Here is an 18,068-nt window from a genome sequence, read left to right on the forward strand (position 1 = left end):
CCTGAAAGCATTTTTATTAAGACTGATAAATTAAAGTGCCAGACTGACCTTCAATAACTTGTTGAATATTTTGTAATGCACCAATATGAGCTTGTTGCCCTGTTGCATTAACAAAATCACTCACTGCCATGATTTTTGGTCCCATTGCGCCATCAGCGACAGCCATTGGTGCAAGTTCTTCTGGTGTTGCTTCACGAATTGCAGCTTGTTCTGGTGTACCCCAATTTTTATAAATAGCATCTGCCTCTGTTAAAATAACAAAGTGCTCTGCATTTAATTCACGAGAAATTAAAGCCGCAGTTAAATCTTTATCAATAACAGCTTCACTACCAATAAATTCATTATTTGAATTGTTGACTGGAATACCGCCACCGCCGCCACAAATAACAATATGACCTTTATCTAATAAAAGTCTTACTGCTTCGATATCAATAATCTTTTTCGGTGTTGGTGATGGCACAACACGACGATAATATTTACCGTCTTGTTTAAATGTCCATTGATACTTCGCAATTAACTCTTCTTTAGCAGCTTCATCATAAATAGGGCCGATAAATTTACTTGGATCGTTAAATGCTTCATCATTAATATCAACGGAAACTCGAGTCATTACCGTTGTAATAGCTTTTTCAGGATGATTTTGATTAATTTTCTGCATCATCATATAACCAATCATACCTTGGCTTTCTGCGACTAAGATATCCAATGGATATGCAGGAACGTCTTGATATGCAAGGTTTTGAAGTGCAAGTAATCCAACTTGAGGCCCATTACCGTGTACTAATACAACACGATACTCTTTAGCTAATTTATTAATTGTCTCTGACATCAATTCAATATTTTTATATTGATTTTCAGCAGACAAAACTTCCCCGCGTTGCAATAATGCATTTCCGCCTAAAGCAATAACAATTGTTTTCATAATTATCCGTATCCGAATGTTTATATAAATTCTTTTATTAAAAAATATTAATCAATATGCTGTTGTTGTTTTTTAGTTTGGTAACCAATCCATAAGCCCAGTAATGTATCTGCACCAGAATGATGACCAATAGAGAGTATTTCCAACATATCCTTAAAAATAATCTCTTTATTCTTTATTTTTTTACCTAGTTGAATGAGATAGGTAGAAAATATTCCCTGTGTGGCATATTCCAAATAATGCTTACTGACAATGGTGGTCAATTCAGATAAAGGCGGTGTGTTATTAAAAAAATTATTAAGTTTATTTTCTGGCTCTGCTAAATAATGTGCAAATAGCATACCCACCAGCATATCATCTGAACTTGGCGTTAATCCGGGACCTTTCCCTGTAAAAATAGCCCAGTTAACAGCATTGCCTAATAGCTGATTATGAAACAGCTTAGCTAATAACTTTATTTCACTGAGTTGCGCGATTTGACGGTAATTTTTCAATGAGCCGTATAACCCCGTTGCAATCGAGGGAGATAACAGAGAAAAAAAACTTTCTAACCAACGTAAATCTAAATTCGCTTTATCTTGTAAGCGTAAATTCTCACTTTGACCTGCGATCAATGTGAGTTTATTTGCGAGTGTCGCTTGATGATTTTTAAGACTCATCACAATCGAGGGATGGCACTGTTTGGCAAAATAATCAAAATCATCTTGTTTTAGTAACCATCCCATCGGGCTTAATCCTTTTCCTTCACGATGAAAAGTCATTAAGCGTTGTTGAGGGCAAATGAAATTCAAAGCATGGTCATAAATGCCCACACATTTAATCTCACCTTCAAAGTCAGTGATATGCTGGCTGGTTTGAAGTGCTTGAATTTGCATAATGCCCCCCTTTATTGCTGCATTTTGTCGTTAAAAAACGAGATTAAGCGTCGATGCCTAGCTCTTCAGCAAGTGCAACAATTGCTTTTTCAAAGCAACCTAAAGGTGCGCGTACAGTACCAGCACCAATCTGACCAACACCCGGCTCTTTATGTGCAATACCTGTGTTAATCAGTGGCGTGATCCCTGTTTCAACAACGCGACGAGCATCTAAACCTAAACATGCACCTTGGAAATCCCAAGTTGGAATTTGCAACATCATGTTGCGTGCAAGATAGATCTCAGCCATTTCTTCAGTCACTTCACGCGCCGCATCCATACCACCTGATGCCCCCACAAAGCGTGTTACACCAGGAGCGGCAACCATTGCCGCGCCACCAATACCGAAGGTTTCAGTGATTGCACTATCACCGATATCTGGGTTCGCATCTGCTTGACTAAAGCCTGAGAAGAACAGACCTTGTGGTGTATTTACTGGAGCGGTAAACCATTGGTCACCCATTCCGCTGATTTTGATACCAAAGTTGCTACCATTACGTGTCATTACAGTGACGATAGTACCTTGCTTGATTTGAGCACCCGCATCCATCGCGGCTTTACAGTAAGCCATGGCTAAGTTCAGGAAGAATTGGTCTGTAATGCTCAGGAATTTAGTCACTTTGGTAATTTCAGCTTCTTCAAAATCTAAAGTGCCTAGTACTGGTGCAAGCTGGCGCAGTAGCAGTGCAGATGCGGCGATGTTACGTTGGTGGAATTCATCACCCATCGTAATTGCTTGTCCCATAATTGCCGTCAGATCGATACCGTTTTCAAACGTTGCAATCGCTGCTTTTAATACTGGCGCCAAGCTATTTTGCATCCAATGTAAACGCTCTTGCACATCTGGACCATAAGCACCAAAGCGCATCACTTTACCGATACCTTCGTTCATGTTGCAGTAAGCGTAGTTACCATGAATGTGGTTTTTGATAACCAGCATTGGCATATGAGCAGAAGTAATACCGCCCATTGGGCCTACTGCATTCACGTTATGGCAAGGAATAAACTCAATTTCGCCGGCGTCTAACATTGCCAATGCTTGTTCTTCAGTTTCTGCCCAACCTTCAAATAAAGAAGCACCGATACATGCACCGCGAACAGGGCCACTCATTTCCCCCCAAGTTACTGGTGGACCTGCGTGAAGTAATTTTTTACCTGTCTCTAAAGCAGGAACAACTTCTTTTGCTAAGCTAACATCACACCAGTGAGGACGGGCTTCACGGATACGTTCGATAACTGCTTCATTCGCTTGTTCGATAGTTGAGTACATATCTGCAATTCCTTATTTCAATTTCTTTAATATTTCAGCCAGTTTTTTATTGCCACCTGCGACAGGTGCCCACTGATAATGAACAACGGGGGTGCCACTTGATTGCAGATCGTCTGCGAAGCTACGTAATCCTGCGTTGATCACAGAGATCCCGTTAAGCAGTGGCGACACTTCAGCATGTGCTTCTGCTGGATGAGGCTGGATTAATTCTTTGGCCAATAAAACGGCTTCTGGCAACGTATCCATCACAATAATGCCCGCTTCTTTTAGCTGTTTTTGCTGTTCGCTACGGTTTTGTGGATCGTCTTCAGTACCCGTAATAGTTGCGATAGTGATCAATGGATTTGCTTCGTCACGTTTCTCATTCAGTTTTTTGATTTCCTGAATTAACGCGCCAGCTGGATCTTGAGTTGCGCCATAACCAATAACAAAATCAACCAGTAACACGCCAGCTTCGGTTTTATTGCTTAGCTCACTGATAAATTTGTTACGTGTAGATGGGTCAATCATTGGGTGTGGTTTACCCTGTGTATAGAAGTCATCACCCATATCGATAATTTTGTGGCCATCAGCATCTAGCATCGTGCCTTGTTTATGTTCGTTATCGACTTCAACATTGAGTTTCTCAGATAACAACATGGCGCACTCAGCCGCTAACGTACCACCAGCATAAAGACCAATGATTTTCTTACCCGCTACTTTTGGTAATTCCGCGGCAATATCTTCAACACGAGCTAATTCAGCCGCAATACGTGCAGTTTCATCTAAAGTGCGAGTGAAATAGATATTGTCGTCTTGGAATTTCTCAGGTTTTGTTCCTAAGAATTGAGCCACAATCGGTTTGTTATGGCGTTTCATTTCAGCAATGATTTTTTGGCGAACAGCTGGCGCTGGTGGCTTAGAAACAAAAGCAATAACTCGAGTGTTAGGATCAGCAGCCAGCATATTGATAGCTGTTATTGCACTGATGCCACCAATTTGCTCAGTTAAATCACGACCACCTAAACCAATGGAGTGAGAAATACCTTGGCGCTGTAAAACAATCTGTGAGGTGATTTCTTGAATACCAGTACCTGATGCGCCCACAATACCGATTGAACCTTTAGGAGCAATATTCGCGAAAGCAAGAGGAGCTCCCGCAATATTCGCAGTACCACAGTCAGGCCCCATCACAATCAGACCTTTTGCAGCTGCTTTTTCTTTTAATGCTTTTTCATCTGCGATAGAAACGTTGTCAGAGAACAGCATAACGTTACAGCCATCTTCTAAACCGGTATCAGCTAATTCAGCCGCATATTCACCCGCAATAGAGATAAGTAACATATTGGCATTCGTGCTTTTTTGTTTAGCGGTACGCCAGCTACGCACTGTTGTTAATTTGTTACCACCTTTTTGACCACTGGCTATCTCTGCCAGTGCTTCCTCTAATGCCGTAGAAATCATATCGATAATGGAAGGATCGTCTGATTCCGCTTTAATCGAAACACAAATGTCATTCGGTGTGGCTTCGTTAAACATGTCGTGCCAGAAACCGGTGACATCGAGAAGAGATTTATTCGCTGGTGTTCCCATCATGACGGAAATTTCTTCCACCTCTGGGGCTTCACTTAATTTTCGGGAAATAATCATCAGGCTTACTGAATCCTGAAAGCTCCCTTTTTTAATAAAAGCATGGATCATTATGATATCCTTAACGCATTTAATATATGTAACAGCACATATCTATTTGCATTTCGTTTTTTTGATAATAAGAAGCCTATTTGCTTAAGTTATTAAGCAATATAAATAAATGTCTGATTTATTAATTTCTAATCTCTGTATATAAACATACTGAAGAAATATCGAAATGTAGAGTGACAGAAGTCACACTTATTTATTGTAAAAAATTTTTATTTAATCGAACGATATTTATTAAATAAATTATGATGAGGAAAGCTTATTAATTTAGGGATAGAACCTAAAACTTCACAGAGGGATTTAACGAATAAGAAACAATCAATGGAATACAAACTTCAAATAAAACAAAGACAACCAATTATCAAGTTACAATTTTATAACATACAACAATAAATAATTATTATCAATAAATAAAAAAGGCTATTTTCCTTTGTTAAATTTAAAAATTAATCTTTATTTTCAATTGTATTTTATTTTATAAAAAACAAAAAAAGCCTTTTATTTAATAAGGCTTTTAAAATAGAAAGAATATTTAATATATAACTTAAGTTACTGCTTAATAGCTTCAACTTGAATTTTTAATGTCATATTATCCGCCATCCCTTCTTTGACTAAAAAGTCTACGCCCCAATCTGAACGTTTAATGGTTGTTTCAAAATCTCCCCCACAAACAGGTGTATTAAATACAGGGCTTTCATAACAATTAAATTTAGTTGCTGTTAAATGAATTGGCAGTGTTTTCCCTTTCATTGTTAATAACCCATCAATAGATGTAGGCTTATTATTAGAAAAATGCCATTGTGTTGAAGAAAACTGAATTGTTGGGTATTTATCTGCATCTAAAATATCGGCACTTTTCACATGATTATCAAATGCCTTTAATCCCGTATTTAATGTTTTAACTGGAATAGAAACATTTATTTTTCCTATATTCTTTTCTGGTGAATAAGTTAAATCCCCTTCAATCTCATAAAAACCACCACTATTTGTCGAAGTACCAAAGTGATCAATATAAAACATAGCCTTAGTGTGTGTCGGCTCAAGTTTATATTCATTTGCTTGCACTGTCGGCACAAGTAATAATAAGGATAATACAGCAGGTAAAATAAATTTCATTATTGATTCCTAATATATTTTTATAAAATAATGCCCATAAAGAAAAAGCTTTATAGGCATTTTTAAACAAAGAGAGTTTAAAATTAATTAACGCTGAGAATCTAAAACTTCGTTATTTTTTAATACGTCTTGAGCTTTGCTATAACTTTCAATTAATAACTGATAAGCAGGGAAAATCTGAGTATACGCTTGCGCCCATTCAGCGGCATCAGCACGGTTCCATGTTTTTTGAATTTCAGAAGCAACCGCTGCGGTATCCATCGGTACTACACCCGCCTGAACAATACGAGCTAAGGTAATTTCTTCAGCCATTTTACTGTAAGTACCTGATGCATCAATCACTGCAAAGACTTGATAACCTTCAGCAACCGCACTAATTGCAGGGAATGCCATACAAACACTCGTAATAGTACCCGCGATAATTAATTGCTTTTTACCTGTTGCTTTAACAGCTTCAACAAACTCAGGATTATCCCAAGCGTTAATTTCACCTTTACGTGCAATATATTTTGCATGAGGTGCATTTTGATGAATTTCAGGAATTAATGGACCATTAGGACCTTGTGGTACAGAAGCGGTTGTAATAACAGGCATATTAGCTAATGTTGCCATTTTCGCTAATACTGAAGCGCGTGCTCGTAATTCAGTCATTGGCATATCACCTACGGTTTGAAATAAACCACTTTGGTGATCAATTAATAACATAACAGCATCTTCTGGATTAATTACAGGGCGTTGACCATTAAAATTTGCTGGAGTGCTCATTTGTTTATTCCTTTTAATTAATAAAGTTGATTATTAACATGATTGAAGAAAAATATTAGAGAAAAATATTTTTATATCGTTTCTCTTCTGCTGTAATAAACAATAGTCAATTAATTAAAAGCTCGGTAGTAGCAATTCTGATAAACACTATTCTAAAAATAGAACACTGAAACATTTTATTATTGTTCTATTTTTAGGATGATGAAATCTAATTTTGATACTACTTAAATATATTAGTCGCTCTAAAATAGCACCTATAGACATTTTATAGGAACATTTTATGAAAAAGATCATAGGTATTTATAAAGCACCTCGTCAACATTGGGTTGGTGATGGTTTTCATGTTCGCTCACTCTTTAGTTATGGTAATCATGGTAAATATTTAAACCCATTTTTACTTTTAGATAGAGCTGGCCCTACTGATTTTCCTGCATCTCAAGGACATAATCGTGGTGTCGGTGAACACCCTCACCGCGGATTTGAAACGGTCACCATTGTTTATAAAGGTGAAGTTGCACACCATGATTCCACTGGAGAAGGTGGCGTAATCGGCCCAGGTGATGTGCAGTGGATGACCGCTGCTTCAGGTATTTTACATCAAGAATATCATTCTGATGCATTTACTAAAGAAGGCGGAGTGTTAGATATGGTGCAGTTGTGGGTTAATCTTCCATCGGAAGCTAAATCAGCACCTGCTGGCTATCAGTTATTAAAAGAAAGCGCGATCCCTGTACTTCCTTTGGCAGATAACGCGGGTCAATTGCGCGTTATTGCTGGGAATTACCATGACACAGATGGCGCAGCAAAAACCTTTTCACCTGTAGATGTGTGGGATCTCCAATTAAAAAGCACAAAATCAGTGACGCTGCCGACCAAGAAAGATCGCTATGTTGGCTTAGTCGTTTTACACGGTAGTGTTTATCTTGATAATCAGACCCAATTACAAACAGGTGATTTAGTTATTTTAGATAATGAAGGTGGTACTGTTAATCTTGAAGCGATTGAAGATGATGCTATCGTCTTATATCTCAGTGGTGAACCTATTAATGAGCCTGTTGTAGGTTATGGTCCTTTTGTGATGAATAGCGAAGCACAAATCAGACAGGCCATTGATGATTTTAACCAAGGTAAATTTGGTCGTATTCCTAATGAGTAACACTTTTTTAAATACGATATAAAGCAATAAACATTCAAACGGCTCCCTTTAATATTCGGAGCCGTTTTTATATTGTTCTACTCTTTCAATGGAGACATATTATCAGCAAGGTATTCCAGTAACACCTGAATAGCAGGTAATAACCCTTTTCTTGACGGATAAACTGCATGAATAACATCTTTAGGAAAACGCCAATTTGGCAACACTTCAATTAGCGTGCCGTCTTGTAATTCTTTTTCAACCACACTCAGTGGTAATCGCGCTATTCCTAATCCTTTTAATGTTGCTTTATAAAGCGTAATAACATCTGTTGTCGCTAATTTCGGCATTACGTGTTGTGTGGAAACCGTACCATTTTCATGAGTCAACGTAAGTGTGTATTGTTGTGAGTGTTCGCTATTTGCCAAAATAGGATAATCTGCAAGTTGTTCTGGTGAATCAGGAAGCTCTTGCCCTTCAAATAACAGGGGACTGGCAACTAGAACACGTCGAGAATAGCCTAGAATTTTCATTGTTAAACCTGAATCATCTAGCGGTAATGCTCTTACTCGTAAAGCTAAATCAAGGCCTTCACTAATTACATCAACAGGTCGATTAATGGCTAAGATCTGAATATTAATATCTGGATATTTTTCCATAAAATCGACCAAAATATCTTGAATATAAATTTGTAATAATGCGACAGGACACGAGAGTTTAATGGTGCCATGTGGGTGCCCTTGTACCGAATAAATAATTTCTTCCGCTATTTCAGCTTCTGCAACCACATTTTTACACTGCTGATAAAATGTCTGCCCGATTTTAGTGACATGAAATTGACGTGTAGAGCGATAAATCAAAGAGACATTGAGTTTCTGTTCCAAATCAGCGATACGACGACTTAGTTTAGATTTAGGTATACCTAATGTTTCTGCCGCTTGAGAAAAACCGCCAAACTCAACGACTTTCACAAAATAGTAGAGATCATTTAAATCGTACTTCATTGTGTATCACCTATTAGGTTATTTTCAATATTTAGCTGAATTGTTTCAGGTATCGATATTATGGCAAAAAATAATTGTAAATATTATTTACCATTATTCAGCTATTGTTAATGACATTATAATCACATAGGTTAATAAAATAAAGGCGACCGAAAATAGTAACACAATCCGTTATAATCTTATTAATTTAATATTATAAATGTGATATGAGATAAAATTACATACCATAATTATATTTTATTTCCACCTATCATTGAATTTAGTTTTTATTATTAATGTTTAGTTATAATAAAAACAAAAACAAAAATAAAAACATAAAGATAAATAATCACTCTGTATTTCAATAACATTAAGTTACATAAAATCGCTTATTTTAAAATTAAGTTAATAAATAATTTTATTTTTATGACATCAATCAATGAATATTTAATAATATGTTAATAAGATCATCTTCAATAAAAATACTTATTAGCTTTACTTTTTACTTCCGATTATTTATTTAACCTGCAACCTAATGGAATAACCTGATGAATAAATTAACTCCATTACGACCTATACCTACATTAATCGCCGTTTCTATTACCCTTATTATCTGGTTTCTTGTTCCTGTACCACAAGGTGTTGATCCCAATGCTTGGCATTTATTAGCACTCTTTGTAGGTACTATCGCCGCCATTATTGGTAAAGCACTTCCTATCGGTGCTGTATCTATTATTGCTATCGCATTAGTCGCTGTTACAGGTGTCACTAATCCTAATTCAACCAAAGCCGCTATCGGTGATGCATTAAGTGGATTTTCCAATGATCTTATCTGGTTAATTGGTATTTCCATTATGGTATCAATGAGTCTAAATAAAACGGGACTCGGCGCTAGAATTGGTTATTATTTTATTTCACTTTTTGGTAAAAGAACCATTGGAATAGCCTATTCATTAGCAATTGCAGAAACAATCTTAGCTCCTGTAACACCAAGTAATACCGCACGAGGGGGTGGGATTATTCACCCCATTATGCGATCAATTTCAGATAGTTTTAACTCTAAAGCGGAAGATGGTACAAGTAGTAAAATAGGCCGTTACCTCTCTTTAGTGAACTACAATATAAATCCTATTACTTCTGCTATGTTTATTACGGCAACAGCTCCTAACCCGCTAATTGTCAGTTTAATTATTAGTGAAACAGATCCTACACATGAGCTTAGTTGGTCTATGTGGGCAATTGCGGCTTTTGTGCCAGCTATCGTTTCATTAATTTTAATGCCTATTGTTATTTATCTACTTTATAAACCTGAAATAACCCGCACTCCAAATGCACCTCATTTTGCCAAAGAGCGTTTAGCGCAATTAGGCCCTATTTCATTACCTGAAAAAATAACTCTTGCCGTCTTCGCCTTGTTATTAATCATGTGGGCTGGTGTCCCAGCATTATTATTTGGTGATGGATTTAGCGTTAATGCAACAACAGCAGCCTTTATTGGTTTGTCGATTTTATTATGTACTGGCGTTTTAAATTGGGATGATATTTTAAAAAACAAAGGTGCATGGGATACAGTAGTTTGGTTCTCTGCATTAGTAATGATGGCATCCTTCTTAGGAAAATTAGGATTAATTAAATGGTTGTCACTCAGTGTAGGGGCAAGTATTGATAGCATGGGCATTAGTTGGGTCAGTGGCATGATATTACTGGTACTAATTTATGTTTATTCTCATTATTTCTTTGCTAGTACTACTGCTCATATTACCGCAATGTTCGCCGCTTTTTATGCCGCAGGTTTAGCCCTTGGCGCACCACCAATGTTATTAGGGCTTATTTTGGCATTCTCATCTTCATTAATGATGTCACTCACTCATTACGGCACAGGCACCGCCCCCATTATTTTCGGTTCTGGCTACGCCACATTAGGTGAATGGTGGAAAACGGGATTTGTGATGAGTGTGGTTAACCTTATCGTTTGGATAACCCTTGGTAGCATGTGGTGGAAGGTGTTGGGATATTGGTAGGATTTAATATCGGAGTGACTTGTTTTAAATTTCAAATTTAAATTTCAGATTTAGATTCTAGTCTTAAATAATGAATACGTTTAAAACAGTATGATTAAATTGAAAACCACTTCTTATTAATCTTAATCAGCGACATTCTTATCCGGCATATAAGATCCAATATTATAGGCTTCTAATTTTGGCGCTTTATCAGAATTAAGATCAAAATTAAATATCGTTATTGTGCCTGGTGTTGCGGGTAATAAAAACTCAGGTGACAAATTTAAAAATACTTTACAGGCTGCACGAATAACACCACTATGCACAACCGCTAATAAATCACTGTCTTCTTTATGTACCCATTCCTTTAATGCCGCACCAATGCGATCACAAAAATCAAACCAATTTTCACCTTTAGGTGGCGTATATGTTCCTGCTCGCCAATTTTTGTATTTATCGGCATGATGTCTTATGAGTTCTGGTTTTCGCTGTCCTGTCCATTCCCCCATATTTAACTCACGTAATAACGGCTCTTTAACCGCTTCGGGATGACCGACAATTTCTGCGGTTTGTACTGTTCGCCCTAAATCTGACGTAATAATCCTAGCGGGTGATAACAATTTAATGCTCTCTTTTATCGCCATTGCTTGATTAATGCCTTTTGGTGATAAACAAGAATTAGCATGTCCTTGTAAGCGTGATTCCATATTCCATAAGGTTTCACCGTGTCTTAATAAAATTAGTCTCATTATTATTCCTTAATTTAATGGCTTAAAGACCATATCCAAGAATTTGGAACCAAGTGAATATCGCAATAGAAATTACCGATGCACCAACAAAACAGGTAATTAATCCATATTTCATTTGGTCTAATACACTAAAGTAACCACTTGAAAAATAGATGGTATTTACTTTTGAATGTGGCGGTAATGTAATGGTATATGTGAGTGTAAATGACGCGGCTAATGCTAATGTTACCGGATCCATGCCTAATGTTTTGGCAAGCGCAATAATGGCTGGAATTAATATGGTCGTTTTCACGGTTTTACTCGTAAAAATTAAATGGCTATACATACAGATAAAGACAACAACAACATAGACCATCGTCGTACTCATATTTTCGAGTCCGAGCCCATAAACCATTTTACCAATTAACCATTGCGCACCTTGTGTGGATTCTAAAGTATTACCTGCCGCATAAGCACCTGCTGCAAATATCATAAGATCCCATTTAATATTGGCTTCATTCCACGTTAATAAGCCAATATGAGGCATCAGACAGAGAATGGCGGCAATAACAGCAGTCATATAAACGCTAATTTTGAAGCCAAACATATCTTGGTGATAACTTTCGGTTGCCCATAAGAACACTGCCATTAAAAAAATATACATGGCTTTTTTCTCATTCTTAGTTAATGCACCAAGTTGAGAACGTTCTTTTTTTAATTTCTCTAGCGAACCTTCAAAATCCACTTCCCCTTTAAAAGAGAATAATTTTAATCCAATAAAAAAGGAGATAGTCATACCAACAATAGCTAATGGGAAAGAGGCAATTAACCAATCCATATAACCAATAGAACCACCGGCTTGTGAATTGATAAATCCAACGGCAATAATATTAGCTGCAGTTCCCGTCATTACACCGGATGTTGCCAAAGCATCAGCTTGCACGCCTTGCAACATCATTAGTTTCCCGTAATTACTTTTTCCAGGAATTGCCTTATGTATCTCTAATAAGATCATACAAATAGGCACCATTAATGTCGCACGGGCAGTCGTTGAAGGAACAAAGAAAACTAAGCTGAAGTTAATTAATATCAGGACAAATAACGCTTTTTTGGGTGTTTGCCCAAATTTGGTGATCATCCATAGAGCAAAGCGTCTGGCAATATTCGATTTGATCATGGCGGACGTTAAAACAAATGCTGAAACCATCAGCCAAATAACGTCATAACCTAATGTACCGAAAACCACTTTCTCTTTTGCGACAGTTCCCGTTATTGGAAGTAAAACAATAACGAGCATTGAGGTTAAATAAATGGGTAAAGATCCACACACCCATAAAATTAACGCCGCACAAAAAATAGCAATGGCTTTTTGCCCTTCAATACTTAATCCATCTGGTGTTGGCATAAAAAATAAAACGAGTAATACCAATAAAGCTAAAGGTATTCCTATTGTTTTTAAGGTTATTTTCTTACCGTTTTGTTTTGGTGATGATGGCGCTGGTTTAGCGATGTCATCTCGCTTCGCAGTCTTTTCCATAACCGATTCCTCTTAATGTGTAGGGTAGGAAGTTCAGTATAGAAAGATTGAGGTATAAAGATAATTGTATTAATATATTATAACTATAAAAATAATTTATGGTGTTGAGATGAATTTAAGCCAACTTGATGCTTTTCTACTACTTGCCAACGGTTTTAATGTTACTGAAACCGCAGAGCGCCTATTCTGCACTCAACCAAGTGTCAGTATTAAAATCAGAAAACTAGAAGAAGAATTGCAAGCAACGTTGTTTGAAAGGATCAATAATCGGCTTTATTTAACGCCTCAAGGTAAGGTTTATCAGCAGTACGCAACCCAAATTATTAATTTAGTAAAATCATCTTCTGAGCATATGCGACAATTTGATGATCCCTCTAAAGGTGAAATTAAGTTTGGCGCTAGTCATTTTGTTGGCGTTTACCTATTACCTCAAATTATGGCGCAATTTAGAGAGCAGTATCCAGATGTGAAATTAAGTATGGATATTTCAAGCTCAACACAACTTATCCATAAACTTGATACCCAAGAATTAGAGTTTTTGATCATGTCAGATCATATCTATTTAGATCCGACGGAATATCATCTTGATACCTTTCTTATCGATCCCTTAGTGCTTATTTGTTCACCTGAACATTGGTTGGCAAAAAAGAAACATTGCAGATTTTCTGATATTGCCTCAGAAGTTTTTCTGATCAAACCAGAGCACTCTGCTACCCGTGATTTTTTATTAGATAGGATCCAAGAAAATAATAAAGAACTAAAAAATGTGATGGAAATAAATAGTTTGGAAGGAATAAAACAGGGGGTTATTCACGGTTTAGGAGTCTCAATTTTATCCCGTCTGTCTATTATGCAAGAATTAAAATCAGGTCTTTTATGTGAAATTGCATTTGATGATATCCAATTTAGCCGAGGCATTCGTTACTTTTATCATAAAGAAAAATATATCTCTCCAGCCACTAAGAATTTTTTATCTGTTTTACAATCTCAAGCTCAAATTTTAACGAAAGATATCAATAAATAAATGTATTGGCTAAATCCTTAGCTCTATTATTTTAAGGATATCGGCGTATCAATATTCTCATTCAATCGTTATCATACTCACGTTTATCTCTTTCTATTAACTATTGTTTAAAAGGATTTTATGCGTAGAACACTCTCGTCTTATCACCCTATTCTTTATACTTTGAGAGTGGCACAACGTCGTTTATTTCGCTCTCTTAGTTGGCGATTTTCAGGTCGAAAATACAGCAGAGACGTTCAACCAGAACATCGGCTTTCACATCGTTATCTAAAACACACATCTAAATTAATTAGTCGCCGTGGCGAAAGTGATATCCAATTACAATACAATAAGATAACGAATCTTAAATTAGTTGAAAAAGCATTAGATGGTATCGTGATAAAATCGGGAGAGTATTTCTCTTTTTGCTATTTAATTGGTAAACCTAGTTATAAAAGAGGTTTTATTGATGGCATGCAACTCTCCTATGGTGAAGCAAGAAAAGGTGTAGGCGGTGGAATTTGTCAAGCCAGTAATTTAATACATTGGTTAGCACTACATTCTGAATTAAAAGTGATTGAAAAAGCCAATCACAGTTTTGATCCCTTTCCTGATGAAGGAAGAGTCCTTCCTTTTGGCTCAGGAGCCGCTATTTTTTATAACTATGTAGATTTAGTCTTATATAATCCAACGCCTTATGATTATCAAATTAGATTACATGTCGCTGAACATCAGTTAGAAGGCGAACTCCTTTGTAGCGAAGCAAGGGAATATCGTTATCATATTTATGAGAAATCTTCTTCTTTTATCAAAAAGGGAGAGCATGTGTATCGTTGTAATGAAATTTGGCGAGATATTTACACTAAAAGCAATGTGGGCGCTTTTCCTCAATTAATTGCATCAGAATTGCTTTATGAAAATAGTGTAGTTGTGAAATATGATATTTCAGATGAACAACTAAGTTAATTCACTTAGATATATTTTTATTACTCAATTAAAATGTTGATTTATTATTTTAAATTTATCTTCTTATTCTGAATAAAGAATAATTTTCCTCTTAAAATTAAGAACACCTTAAATCGGAGTGTTCTTTTACATTAACAATATTGAGTTATCAAATAGAAACCTTATCTACTTATTATGGTCAAATAATGGTAATTATGTTTCTATTTAATAGGTCATATAATGATGATAAAAATTGATTATCCACAAAAATTAGAAGTTGGTGATATCGTATTTACGTGTATTGGTACCTCTTTATTTCGTCAAATTTCTTCTGCTTCTTTATGCTGGAGTAATCATGTTGGCATTATTATTGGTCATAATGGTGAAGATTATTTAGTTGCCGAAAGTCGAGTTCCACTCTCAACAACAACCACATTAACCCGCTTTATTAACCGCTCTGCGGGTAAGCGTTATGCAATACGCCGTCTATCAACACAGCTCTCTGATGAGCAAAAAAAGGCACTTGTAGCGCAAGTTCCTGAAAGATTAAATAAGCTTTACCACACGGGTTTTAAATACGACTCTTCCCGTCAGTTTTGCTCTAAGTTTGTTTTTGATATTTATAAATCAGCACTCTCTATTCGTGTTGGGGAAATAGAAACATTCCAAGAATTATTAAGAAAAAATCCTAATGCCAAATTACAATTTTGGAAATTATGGTTTATTGGGCAAATACCGTGGGAAAGAACCACTGTCACGCCTGCAAGTTTATGGCAACATCCACATCTCTCTTTAGTTTATCAAAGTCATGAAAATATTAATTAATACAGGGTATTAGTATCATAAAAAAAGAAAACAATAGCTTTTATGATACTGTTTATTCATAAAAATCCGAATAAAGATCACCCCCTCTCTTTGTAATAGAGAGGGATTTGGTGTAAAACTAAAAAATAATATTTTGTAAATATAGATTAATAACTATTCATCTATTATTCGTCATTTAGGGATCACTATGAAATACCAAGATGTTACGAAATCACCCTGTGAGAATGCTTATTTTTTAGTTTTTAACCTCACCCACTCATCTGAAAACCGCGATACTCTGATCGATTTTTGTAATAATTTTTCTGGTTTGATACGTAGTATGAGGACACGTTTTCCTGAATTGGAAACAAGTTGTGTAATGGGATTCGGTGCAAATGCGTGGACTACATTATTTCCCAATCAGCCAAAACCCAAAGAGCTAAATACCTTTAAAGAAATTAAAGGTGACACTTATACTGCGGTTTCTACTCCAGGCGATCTCTTTTTCCATATTCGAGCCCTCAAAGTTTCAGCCTGTTACGAATTAGCGTCTATCATCAGCCAAAAGCTAAAGAATATTGTTACGCCTGTTGATGAAGTTCATGGATTTAGATATTTTGACGGCCGTTCTATTATTGGTTTTGTCGATGGAACTGAAAACCCAGAGTATGAAGATGAGCGTGCTTCTTATGCCGTTATTGGCGATGAAGATCCTGAATTTAAAGGTGGCAGTTACGCCTTTGTACAAAAATATATTCACGATATGGAAGCATGGGAAAAACAGCCTCTTATCGAACAAGAAAAAGTCATTGGTAGACACAAATTCAATGATGTGGAGTTAACCGATGAAGAAAAAGAGCCCGGTTCACATAATGTTGTAACCAATATTCAAGATGAGAACGGCGAAGATTTAAAAATTGTCAGAGCCAATATGCCTTTTTCCAATCCATCCAGAAATGAATATGGTACTTACTTTATTGGTTATGCGCGTTATTTTTCAACAACTAACCGTATGTTAGAAAATATGTTTGCAGGCACACCTGAAGGCCATACCGATAAATTACTTAAATTCAGTACCCCTGTAACAGGTACATTATTCTTTGTTCCATCACCTGAATTTCTAGATGATCTAGCGTAATTTATTACAAGTAGATATATAGGCTTGTTACTTATATATCTACTTTTTTATTATGGTTTTTTCTCTGGATCAATTATAAACCGAAAACATTAACGTAAAATTCTTTGCCGTCATCGGTGCTTTCAATGGTATAAGTAATCGGAATTGAATTTTTGCCGCCTTTACCTTCAAAAGAAAGTTCAGCAGCACATGAGTAAGTATCTCTTTTCTCATCATGTTCACGAGTACGCACGCTTTCTACTTTGATCTTTATTTGATCGATCACAGCAGCCATTTTTTGATCACGAAGTTCATCTTTTGTAATATCAATGACTAAGCCTTTTGCTTCTGAGCTGTCACAGGTCGGTGTTCCACCACCACATCCCACTAAAGGTAATGCTAATGCGCCTAATAAGGCTAATTTTAGAATTCTAGTTTTCATGTTGATTATTTCTTCCTTGCTCACAAGATAAAATAAATTTTTCAATATTTTACCTAATAATTATCTCGCAACAATATAGTGAGTTAATAGTCAGAATAAGATAACGATAGAAATTAATATTTTGGTGTTAAGATAATCATTAAGTAAAACCTACAAACTTTAACGCCAATATTAATGTGCTTCGATTTCTTGTTTGTTAATCACACCAATAATATCAACACGAATATTTCGTGTATCCGCTCTTCTTTTATCATCTACTGCGCGAATACGATAGTGACCACTCTTTTTGGGATACCACTCTATTGAGCGCTGATTTGTACTATTCCCTAGATAAGCATCATCAACAAACCAATAAATAATATTGCTGTCATTATCTGTTGTTGCATTAAATACAATTGATGTGTTTGGTGCTGAAGTACGTCTTAAAGAATAGATTGTGTTGTTTGTTCTGTTTTATTTTTATCTTGTGAAGGTGTTCCTGTATTCGAATTTTCATTTGAATTATCACAACCTACGGCTGATATTAATAAAAGACTTATTATCGATGCCAATATGCTCTTTTTCATAATCCCTCATTATATTATTAAGTAACCAACTCAATATAAACTATAATGAGTTTAATAATTAATGACTATTATTTATTAAATTAATTTGAAGCATCACAACAACTGACTGAAACCTTGTGATATGATCGTGCAAAGCTTGTGAAA

18 protein-coding genes are annotated in these 18,068 nt (G+C 36.0%); 6 read left to right on the plus strand and 12 right to left on the minus strand.

Annotated elements, in window-relative coordinates:
• Positions 1–16 precede the first annotated feature (16 nt).
• The 6 genes from ACWPWK_RS05770 to ACWPWK_RS05795 all read right to left on the minus strand — a co-directional run bounded on the left by ACWPWK_RS05770 (position 17) and on the right by ACWPWK_RS05795 (position 6,664).
• Complete coding sequence (locus tag ACWPWK_RS05770) at positions 17–922, minus strand: carbamate kinase (protein WP_109371398.1); 906 nt, start codon at positions 920–922, stop codon at positions 17–19.
• A 47-nt stretch (positions 923–969) separates the two neighbouring features.
• Positions 970–1,797 carry a DUF2877 domain-containing protein gene (locus tag ACWPWK_RS05775; RefSeq protein WP_109371400.1) on the minus strand — a complete coding sequence of 276 codons (828 nt, stop codon included), beginning with the start codon at positions 1,795–1,797 and terminating at the stop codon, positions 970–972.
• Between the two features lie 43 nt (positions 1,798–1,840).
• The gene (locus ACWPWK_RS05780; RefSeq protein ID WP_109371402.1) at positions 1,841–3,106 is read right to left on the minus strand and encodes a YlbE family protein; all 1,266 of its coding nucleotides are present in this window, start codon (positions 3,104–3,106) and stop codon (positions 1,841–1,843) included.
• A 12-nt stretch (positions 3,107–3,118) separates the two neighbouring features.
• Positions 3,119–4,786 (minus strand): acyl-CoA synthetase FdrA, encoded by a 1,668-nt coding sequence (locus ACWPWK_RS05785; RefSeq protein ID WP_109371404.1) that lies wholly within the window; start codon positions 4,784–4,786, stop codon positions 3,119–3,121.
• Between the two features lie 546 nt (positions 4,787–5,332).
• On the minus strand, positions 5,333–5,899 hold the full coding sequence (locus tag ACWPWK_RS05790; protein ID WP_109371406.1) for a YceI family protein: 567 nt from the start codon (positions 5,897–5,899) through the stop codon (positions 5,333–5,335).
• A gap of 87 nt (positions 5,900–5,986) precedes the next feature.
• Entirely contained in the window at positions 5,987–6,664 is a 678-nt protein-coding gene (locus ACWPWK_RS05795; RefSeq protein ID WP_023582649.1) for a hydrolase, read from the minus strand.
• Positions 6,665–6,944: 280 nt separating this feature from the next.
• Here ACWPWK_RS05795 and ACWPWK_RS05800 point away from each other — a divergent pair, with 280 nt between their 5' ends.
• The gene (locus ACWPWK_RS05800) at positions 6,945–7,820 is read left to right on the plus strand and encodes a pirin family protein (RefSeq protein WP_109371408.1); all 876 of its coding nucleotides are present in this window, start codon (positions 6,945–6,947) and stop codon (positions 7,818–7,820) included.
• Between the two features lie 77 nt (positions 7,821–7,897).
• Here ACWPWK_RS05800 and ACWPWK_RS05805 read toward each other — a convergent pair whose 3' ends face one another.
• Entirely contained in the window at positions 7,898–8,803 is a 906-nt protein-coding gene (locus ACWPWK_RS05805) for a LysR substrate-binding domain-containing protein (RefSeq protein ID WP_109371410.1), read from the minus strand.
• Positions 8,804–9,330: 527 nt separating this feature from the next.
• Between ACWPWK_RS05805 and ACWPWK_RS05810 the strand changes: the two genes are divergently transcribed.
• Positions 9,331–10,803 carry an anion permease gene (locus ACWPWK_RS05810; RefSeq protein WP_109371412.1) on the plus strand — a complete coding sequence of 491 codons (1,473 nt, stop codon included), beginning with the start codon at positions 9,331–9,333 and terminating at the stop codon, positions 10,801–10,803.
• A gap of 122 nt (positions 10,804–10,925) precedes the next feature.
• On the opposite strand, the gene ACWPWK_RS05815 is transcribed toward ACWPWK_RS05810, so the two are convergent.
• Positions 10,926–11,531, minus strand: coding sequence for a histidine phosphatase family protein (locus ACWPWK_RS05815; RefSeq protein ID WP_109371414.1), 606 nt, complete (start codon positions 11,529–11,531; stop codon positions 10,926–10,928).
• Between the two features lie 22 nt (positions 11,532–11,553).
• Positions 11,554–13,047: an SLC13 family permease gene (locus ACWPWK_RS05820; RefSeq protein ID WP_109371416.1), complete on the minus strand. Its 1,494-nt coding sequence runs from the start codon at positions 13,045–13,047 to the stop codon at positions 11,554–11,556.
• A gap of 109 nt (positions 13,048–13,156) precedes the next feature.
• On the opposite strand from ACWPWK_RS05820, the gene ACWPWK_RS05825 reads away from it, so the two are divergent.
• The 4 genes from ACWPWK_RS05825 (at position 13,157) to ACWPWK_RS05840 (ending at position 16,937) form a co-directional block, all read left to right on the plus strand.
• The gene (locus tag ACWPWK_RS05825; RefSeq protein ID WP_109371418.1) at positions 13,157–14,071 is read left to right on the plus strand and encodes a LysR family transcriptional regulator; all 915 of its coding nucleotides are present in this window, start codon (positions 13,157–13,159) and stop codon (positions 14,069–14,071) included.
• A 120-nt stretch (positions 14,072–14,191) separates the two neighbouring features.
• On the plus strand, positions 14,192–15,016 hold the full coding sequence (locus tag ACWPWK_RS05830) for a VanW family protein (protein WP_167392466.1): 825 nt from the start codon (positions 14,192–14,194) through the stop codon (positions 15,014–15,016).
• Positions 15,017–15,241: 225 nt separating this feature from the next.
• Positions 15,242–15,820 carry a YebB family permuted papain-like enzyme gene (locus ACWPWK_RS05835; RefSeq protein WP_196564446.1) on the plus strand — a complete coding sequence of 193 codons (579 nt, stop codon included), beginning with the start codon at positions 15,242–15,244 and terminating at the stop codon, positions 15,818–15,820.
• Positions 15,821–16,007: 187 nt separating this feature from the next.
• A complete protein-coding gene (locus ACWPWK_RS05840) occupies positions 16,008–16,937 on the plus strand; it encodes a Dyp-type peroxidase (protein ID WP_109371420.1) in 930 nt (309 codons plus the stop codon).
• A 73-nt stretch (positions 16,938–17,010) separates the two neighbouring features.
• Here the strand turns inward: ACWPWK_RS05840 and ACWPWK_RS05845 are convergent, their stop codons facing one another.
• The 3 genes from ACWPWK_RS05845 to ACWPWK_RS05855 form a co-directional block, all read right to left on the minus strand.
• On the minus strand, positions 17,011–17,358 hold the full coding sequence (locus tag ACWPWK_RS05845; RefSeq protein WP_109371422.1) for a hypothetical protein: 348 nt from the start codon (positions 17,356–17,358) through the stop codon (positions 17,011–17,013).
• Between the two features lie 171 nt (positions 17,359–17,529).
• Entirely contained in the window at positions 17,530–17,793 is a 264-nt protein-coding gene (locus ACWPWK_RS05850; RefSeq protein ID WP_109371493.1) for a hypothetical protein, read from the minus strand.
• Positions 17,781–17,924 carry a hypothetical protein gene (locus ACWPWK_RS05855; RefSeq protein ID WP_160230630.1) on the minus strand — a complete coding sequence of 48 codons (144 nt, stop codon included), beginning with the start codon at positions 17,922–17,924 and terminating at the stop codon, positions 17,781–17,783. The genes ACWPWK_RS05850 and ACWPWK_RS05855 overlap by 13 nt, the downstream gene beginning before the upstream one ends.
• Between the last annotated feature and the right edge of the window lie 144 nt (positions 17,925–18,068).

It is taken from the genome of Proteus sp. Marseille-Q3619, from assembly GCF_965283115.1.